Source organism: Dokdonella sp. (assembly GCF_036518555.1).
Classification (GTDB): Bacteria; Pseudomonadota; Gammaproteobacteria; order Xanthomonadales; family Rhodanobacteraceae; genus Dokdonella_A.
In genome coordinates, this window is sequence record NZ_DATDMY010000289.1 from 1 (window position 1) to 7,080 (window position 7,080).

Sequence of the window (7,080 nt, forward strand, 5' to 3'; positions counted from 1 at the left end):
TGCGGCGGGCTGCTGCACGAGCACGGCGAGGGCGTGTTCGCCTGCCGGTTGTGCGGGCTGCCGCTGTTCCGCTCGATCGCGAAGTTTGAATCGGGCACGGGCTGGCCGAGCTTCTACGCGCCGTTCGATCCCGCGCACGTGCGCGAGATCCACGACGCGAGCCACGGCATGGTGCGCACGGAAATCCGGTGCGCGCGCTGCGACAGCCATCTCGGCCACGTGTTCCCCGACGGACCGCCCCCGACCGGCAACCGCTACTGCATGAACTCCGCCGCGCTCGAATTCGTGCCGGCGTGACCCGAACCCGCGCGCGCGTCAGCGCGCGCGCACTTCCTCGGCGAGCACCCGCAGCAGCTGGTCCGGATCGACCGGCCGATCGATGAAGCGGATGCGCGGCAGCGGCGGCAGGTCGGGTTCGATCGCCGCGCGCTCGGCCGGCGCGGCGATCAGGATCAGCGGGCCGCGGTAGTCGAGCTCGAGCAGGTGCGAGGCCGTCATCACGCCGGTCATCAAGGTCATGCGCCCGTCCATGAGCACGACGTCGGGCAGCCCGTCGCGCTCGATCGACTGGATCGCGACCATGCCGTTGTCGGCGGGCGAAGCCACGTAACCGCTCGATTCGATGATGTCCTGCAGCATGACGAGCTTGCTCTCGCGCTCGATGACGACGAGGACGCGCTCGCCGCGGCCGCGCGCGCCGACGGCCTGGAGCGCGTCGCCGTCGTCCGCGGCGGATGGCATCGGCAGGTACAGCGAGAACGTCGAGCCCTGGCCCGGCGTGCTGTCGACGCGGATCACGCCGCCGTGGTTCTCGAGGATGCGTCGGCACGACAGGAGGCCGAGGCCGGTGCCCTTCTCCTTGGTCGTGAAGAACGGCTTGAACAGGCGGCTGCGCACCTCGGGCGTCATGCCGATGCCGTCGTCGCTGATCGCTATGCAGAGGTAGCGGCCGGGCCGTGCGCTTTCGTCCGCCTCGAAGAACGTGGCGTCGAGTACCGCCGGGCGCGCGACGACGCGCAAGGTGCCGCCGTCCGGCATCGCCTGCGCGCCGTTGAGGCAGAGGTTGAGCAGGCACTGCTGCAGCTCGGTCGCATTGCCGTCGACCTCGAGCGTGCGGTCGGGCACGTCGAGCGCGAGCTCGACGTCGCGTGCGAGGCTCGCGCGCAGCAGCATCGCGAGGCCGTCGACGAGCGAGCCGACCGGGATGCGGTGCACGGCCGCGCGCGAGCCGCGCGCGAACGACAGCATCGAGGCGACGATGTCGAGGCCGCGCTGGGTCGATTCCTCGATCAGCCGGCCGACCTTGCGGATCTCCTCGTTCGGGTCGTCGCGCAGCAGCGCCACGCCCATCGCGATCGGCTGCAGCACGTTGCGCAGGTCGTGGCTGAGGCCGGATGCGAGCAGGGCGAGGCTCTCGTAGCGCTGCACGCGCAGCAGTTCGGCTTCGGCGGCGTCGCGTGCGCGTTTCTGCTCGGCCTCGTCGAGCGCGCGGCGCACCGCGCTGGCGAGCCGCGCGAGGTTGTCCTTGAGCACGTAGTCGGTCGCGCCGCGGCGCAGCGCCTCGACCGCGGCTTCCTCGCCCATCGTGCCCGACACGAACAGGAACGGCACGCGCGGAGCCGCTTCGCGCGCGAGGTCGAGCGCGCGGTAGCCGGAGAATTCCGGCATGCTGAGATCGGAAATGACGATCCCGGGCGAGAACGCGCCGAGCGCGTCGACGAACGAAGGTTCGTCCTCGACGCGCATCCACTCCGGTTCGAGGCCGTCGTCGCGCAGGTGGTCGAGCACGAGCTCGGCATCGAGCTCGCTGTCCTCGACCAGAAGAACGCGCAGCGGAACAGGAGCGCTCGCCACTCAGGCCTCGGGCCGGGCTTCGTTCATGACCGCCCAGAACTGGCCGAGCGTCTGCACCGCATCGAAGAACTGCCGCGCGTCGACCGGCTTGACGACGTAGGCGTTGACGCCGAGATCCCAGCTCGCGGCGAGATCGCGCTCCTCGCGCGAGGACGACAGGATCACGACCGGGATCGTGCGCGTGACCTCGTTCGTGCGGATTTCGCGCAGCACCTCGATGCCGTCCATGCGCGGCATCTTGATGTCGAGCAGCACGACCACCGGGTTGCCGTCCTTGCGGCCCGCGTAGGCGTTGCGCGCATGCAGGAAATCGAGCGCGTCGACGCCGTCCTCGACGTGGACGATCGGGTTGGCGATGCGTGCCTCCCGCAGCGCGTCGATGGTCATCTCGGCGTCGGCGAGGCTGTCCTCGACGAGGAGGATCGTGCGGATTTCGCGGATCAAGTGGCTGCTCCTGTGAATGGTGCGACCGGGCCTGCCTGCCGGACCGCGGCGGGCCCCGCCCGTGCGGACGCGCCTGCCCGAGTCGGGTGGCCGGCCGGTGCGCTAGACGGCTTCGTGACGCGGAAGGGTGAAGTGGATGGTCGCGCCCCTGTCCGGTTCGCCTTCGGCCCAGGTCCGGCCGCCGTGGCGGGCGATGATCCGCCGCACCGAGGCGAGACCGATGCCGGTGCCCTGGAATTCGGACGCCTTGTGCAGGCGCTGGAACACACCGAACAGCTTGTCGACGTATCTCATGTCGAAACCCACACCGTCGTCGCGTACCCAGAATTCGCGCATCTGGCCATCGTCGCGGAAGCCGACCTCGATGAGCGCCGGGTCCCGCGCGCCAGTGTACTTCAAGGCATTGTCGAGCAGATTCTGCCAGACCAGGCGCAGCATGGACGCGTCGGCGACCACGACCGGCAGGGGCGCGATGCGCCACTGCACGCGCCGGTCCTCGAGCGCGGACATCAGGGTCGCGCGGATCTCCTCGACCAGCGACTGCATGTCGACCGGCTGCAGGCGCAGCGCATGCCGACCGAGCCTGGAGTACGCGAGCAGGTCCTCGATCAGCGCCGACATCCGCCGGGCCGAGTCGGCGATGACCTCGCAGTAGTGCGCGAGCTTCGCATCGCGCTCGTCGCCGAGTTGCGTGCGCAGCTTGTCGGCGAATCCGGCGATGTGGCGCAGCGGCGCGCGCAGGTCGTGCGAGACCGAATAGGAGAACGCCTCGAGCTCGCGGTTGACCTCGGTGACCTGTTCGATCTTGCCGGACAGCTGCCGGTTCAGCTCCAGCACCTGTTCCTCGGAATGCTTGCGCGCGGTGATGTCGCTGATCGTGATCAGCGCGGCGGGGCGCTCGCGGTCGGGCAGGTCGATCGCGCGCGCGTTGACGATCACGCGCCGCTGGCTGCCGTCGGCGTCGCGCTGGTCGGTTTCGAAATCCCACAATTCGCGCCGCTGCCCGACCACGTCGCGCAGACGCTGCAGCAGCGCCGCATCGCGCCAACCCTCGACGCTGTCGATCGCGGTGCCTTCGGCGCGCTCGATCCCGTAGAACGTGCCGAAGGCGTGGTTGGTCTGCAGCACGGCGAGGTTCGCGTCGACGACCGCGATCGGCTCGCGCACCGATTCGACGATGAGGCGCGCGCGACCGACCGCGCTGCGCGTGTGGGCTTCGGCCGCGACGCGCTTCTGCATCTGCCGCTCGGCGAGCCAGATCGCGATGCCGAGCAGCAGCACCTGGCCGAGCGCGGTGCCTATCGTGACGACGCGGCCGATGCCGATGCGCCGTTCGGTCTGCCGCTTGCGTTCCGCCGCGAGGCGTTCCTCCTCGGCGAGCACGTCGTCGGTGACGTCGCCGATCGCGATCCGGCCGAGGCCGATGGCCGCGTCCGGCGCGCCCTCGGCCGAGCCGTCGAGCGTCGCGACGATCGTATCCAGCCGCGCGCGCAGGAAACCCATGCGCTCCTGCTGCCCGGGGTTGTCGCGCGTGAGGTCGCGCAGCTTCTGCACGAGCGGCTCGTACCGCGTGCGCGCCTGCCCGTAGCGCGCCGTCACGCCGTCGTCGGCGGGCGCGAGCCGGCGCGCGTACGCGGCCGCCTGCAGTTCGGCGAGCGCGGCATCGAGCTCGTGGATCGTCGATCGCACTTCGCTCGAATGATCGAGCCAGTGGAACGCTTCCACCGTGTCGTCGGTTACGCGCTGCCGCACGACGTAGCCGATGAACACGATGATGACGAGGCTGCCCATGAGGGCGAGGAAGCGCATGTTGGCGATGGTCGGGCGCACCCTCGTGTCCTCTCGTCGTTCGCTCGGATGCGCTATCTCGCACAGATCATCGCGCCCGTCCAGCGTCACGCGCCGCAGGCCGAGGCGCGCCCGACCCAGCATGAACGAACGCCAACGCGAGGTACGCGCGTTAACGAACGGTTGCGCGTGGCGCGACTACGTTCCGAGCGCGCCGATCGCGGCGCACTTCGGACACTTCGTTGCAACGCACGCCCTTGCCGGGCAGAGAGAGGGGATCGACATGGCTTCCATCGCACCGCCCGCCACGTTTGCCGAACGACGCGCCCAGCGCGCGAGACTCGCCGGATCGCTCACGGGCGACCTCGGCTCCATCGCGTCGCACCTGCATCACGCGCTTCGGCGCAGCGACATCGTGGTGTGGACCGACGCGGCCGCGGAGGTCTACTTCGACGCCGCCGACCGTTGCCCGAACATCGAGGCCGACCGTCTGGTCGGCATCTACGGGCCGGGCGCGAACATCGCCGACATCGAAGCCGATCTCGGCGTCGTGCGCAGCGAGCGCGTGTCGAGCGCGATGATCTTCTGAAGGAGCACGCCATGAGCCTCGGCACCATCCTCCTCATCGTCCTCGTCGCGGTACTCGTCGCCGGACTTCCGGCCTGGCCCTACAGCCGCAGCTGGGGCTATTACCCGAGCGGAGGCGCAGGCCTGCTCGTGCTCGTCGTGGTCGTGTTGCTCGTGCTCGGCTACCTCTGACGCGGTCGCGCAAGCGGCATCGCATGCCTTAGGATCGCAGGCTGCCCGAAGAGCCTGCTCGCGATGCCCATGATCCGGTGGCGGTACCTGCCCGCCGTGGCCTGTCTGTGGTCGACCGCCGCGCCCGCCGCCGACGCGGACCTGCCGGCCGTGGTCGTGACGGCGACGCGCACGCCGCAGGTCGCGTTCGACGTGCCGGCCTCGATCGACGCGGTCGCGATCGACGACGTCGTCGACGTGTTCGGCGTCAATCCCTCCGACTATCTCGCCGGCATTCCCGGCGTGCTCGCGCGCGACCGGCAGAACTACGCGCAGGACGAGCAGATCTCGATCCGCGGCTTCGGCGCGCGCGCGACGTTCGGCGTGCGCGGCGTGCGCCTGTACACGGACGGCATTCCCGCGACGATGCCGGACGGGCAGGGCCAGGTATCGCATTTCAACCTCGATTCGGCCGCGCGCATCGAGGTGCTGCGCGGCCCGTTCTCCGCGCTGTACGGCAACTCGTCGGGCGGCGTGATCCAGCTGTTCGGCGCCGACGGCAGCGTTCCGCCCGAAGTCTCGCTCGGCCTCGTCGGCGGCAGCTGGGGCAGCGCGCGCGCGAGCGCCAACGCGCGCGGCGTCGCCGGCGACGTCGACTACAACCTCGACCTCACGCATTTCCAGACCGACGGCTGGCGCGACCACAGCGCGGCGAAACGCGAGTCGGGCAACGCCAAACTCGCCTGGAAGATCGGCGACGGCGGCAAGCTCACGCTGCTCGCGAACGTCCTCGCGTTGCCGGGCGCCGACGATCCGCTCGGCCTCACGCAGGCGCAGTTCGACGCCGATCCGCGCAGCGTCGCGGCGGTCGCGACGCAGTTCGACACGCGCAAGAGCGTGCACCAGAACCAGGGCGGTGCGATCTTCGAACAGGATCTCGGCAACGGCCACGCGCTGCGCGTGCTCGGCTACTACGGCCGGCGCGAGGTCGAGCAGTACCTCGCGATTCCGGTCGCGGTGCAGGCGAACCCGAAGCATTCCGGTGGCGTCGTCGATCTCGACTCCGGCTATGGCGGCAGCGACGCGCGCTGGACCTGGACCGGCGAGCTCGGCGGGCGTGCGTTCGAACTCGCCGCCGGTCTCAGCTGGGATCGGCAGGCGCAGCACCGGCGCGGATACGAGAACTTCGTCGGCGACGTGCTCGGCGTGCGGGGCGCGCTGCGCCGTGACGAGGACGATACCGTGCGCGACTTCGACCAGTACGCGCAGGCGACCTGGCGCTTCGCCGATCGCTGGAGCCTCGTCGCCGGCGTGCGCCACAGCGAGGTCGCGTTCGACGCGCGCGATCGCTACGTCACGCCCGGCAATCCCGACGACAGCGGCCGTGTCGACTACGGCGCGACGACGCCGGTGGCCGGCCTGCTGTGGCGCGCGGCACGCGGCGTGAACGTGTACGCGTCGTATGGGCAGGGCTTCGAGACGCCCACGTTCAACGAACTCGGCTATCGCGCCGACGGCGGCGCCGGCCTCGCGTTCGACCTCGACCCCGCGCGCAGCCGCAATGCGGAACTCGGCATCAAGCTGCGGCCATCGACGTCGATCGACGCGACCGTCGCGCTGTTCCGTGCCGACACGCGCAACGAGCTCGCGGTCGCGACGAGCGCGGGCGGCCGCACGACCTACCAGAACATCGGCAAGGCGCGCCGCGACGGCGCCGAAGCCGCGCTCGCGTGGCGCATCGACGACGCGTGGACGCTGCAGCTCGCCTGGACCTGGCTCGACGCGACGTTCCGCTCCAGCTTCCTCACGTGCGCGGGCACGCCCTGCACGACGCCGGATACACCGGTCGCCGCAGGCGCGCGCATCCCGGGCATTCCGCGCAGCGCGCTGCACGCGAGCCTGCGCTGGGGGACGCAGCGCGGCTGGCATGCGGGCGCGTCGGGCGATGTCGTCGGCGCGGTCGTCGTCAACGACCTCGGCACCGCGCGCGCACCCGCATACGCGGTCGCCGCCGTCGATGCGGGCCATGCCTTCGAACTCGACACCGGCCGCATCGACGCGTTCGCGCGCATCGACAACCTGTTCGACCGCCGCTACGCGGGGTCGGTGATCGTAAACGATGCGAACGGGCGCTACTTCGAGCCGGCTCCGGGGCGCGCGTTCATGCTGGGCGTGAAGTGGACGTGGACGCGGTGAGGGGCTCGGCAAGGGGGCCCGAAGAGCGGCGCGCTCCTGCGCGCAGAATCCGAAGAGAAC

At 70.5% G+C, this 7,080-nt stretch carries 7 protein-coding genes; 4 read left to right on the forward strand and 3 right to left on the reverse strand.

Annotated features, from left to right (window positions below; translation table 11 throughout):
* Window positions 1-297, forward strand: a 297-nt coding sequence (msrB, locus tag VI238_RS15710) for a peptide-methionine (R)-S-oxide reductase MsrB (protein ID WP_414650078.1), incomplete at its 5' end; no start/stop codon positions are given.
* An 18-nt stretch (window positions 298-315) separates the two neighbouring features.
* On the opposite strand, the gene VI238_RS15715 is transcribed toward msrB, so the two are convergent.
* From VI238_RS15715 to VI238_RS15725, 3 genes are all read right to left on the reverse strand, one after another.
* A complete protein-coding gene (locus VI238_RS15715) occupies window positions 316-1,854 on the reverse strand; it encodes a response regulator (protein ID WP_331653045.1) in 1,539 nt (512 codons plus the stop codon).
* Window positions 1,855-2,295: a response regulator gene (locus VI238_RS15720; RefSeq protein WP_331653058.1), complete on the reverse strand. Its 441-nt coding sequence runs from the start codon at window positions 2,293-2,295 to the stop codon at window positions 1,855-1,857.
* 105 nt (window positions 2,296-2,400) lie between these two features.
* Window positions 2,401-4,128 (reverse strand): sensor histidine kinase, encoded by a 1,728-nt coding sequence (locus VI238_RS15725; RefSeq protein WP_331653047.1) that lies wholly within the window; start codon window positions 4,126-4,128, stop codon window positions 2,401-2,403.
* A gap of 241 nt (window positions 4,129-4,369) precedes the next feature.
* Between VI238_RS15725 and VI238_RS15730 the strand changes: the two genes are divergently transcribed.
* The 3 genes from VI238_RS15730 (at window position 4,370) to VI238_RS15740 (ending at window position 7,020) form a co-directional block, all read left to right on the forward strand.
* Window positions 4,370-4,675 (forward strand): hypothetical protein, encoded by a 306-nt coding sequence (locus VI238_RS15730; protein ID WP_331653049.1) that lies wholly within the window; start codon window positions 4,370-4,372, stop codon window positions 4,673-4,675.
* A gap of 11 nt (window positions 4,676-4,686) precedes the next feature.
* Window positions 4,687-4,845 carry a DUF3309 family protein gene (locus VI238_RS15735; RefSeq protein WP_331653051.1) on the forward strand — a complete coding sequence of 53 codons (159 nt, stop codon included), beginning with the start codon at window positions 4,687-4,689 and terminating at the stop codon, window positions 4,843-4,845.
* Window positions 4,846-4,914: 69 nt separating this feature from the next.
* Window positions 4,915-7,020 carry a TonB-dependent receptor gene (locus VI238_RS15740; RefSeq protein ID WP_331653053.1) on the forward strand — a complete coding sequence of 702 codons (2,106 nt, stop codon included), beginning with the start codon at window positions 4,915-4,917 and terminating at the stop codon, window positions 7,018-7,020.
* Window positions 7,021-7,080 lie beyond the last annotated feature (60 nt).

Bases quoted from the DNA above. Each gene is read 5' to 3' on its own strand.
- VI238_RS15730 (WP_331653049.1), top strand. From the start codon at position 4,370: ATGGCTTCCATCGCACCGCCCGCCACGTTTGCCGAACGACGCGCCCAG.
- VI238_RS15735 (WP_331653051.1), top strand. From the start codon at position 4,687: ATGAGCCTCGGCACCATCCTCCTCATCGTCCTCGTCGCGGTACTCGTC.
- VI238_RS15740 (WP_331653053.1), top strand. From the start codon at position 4,915: ATGATCCGGTGGCGGTACCTGCCCGCCGTGGCCTGTCTGTGGTCGACC.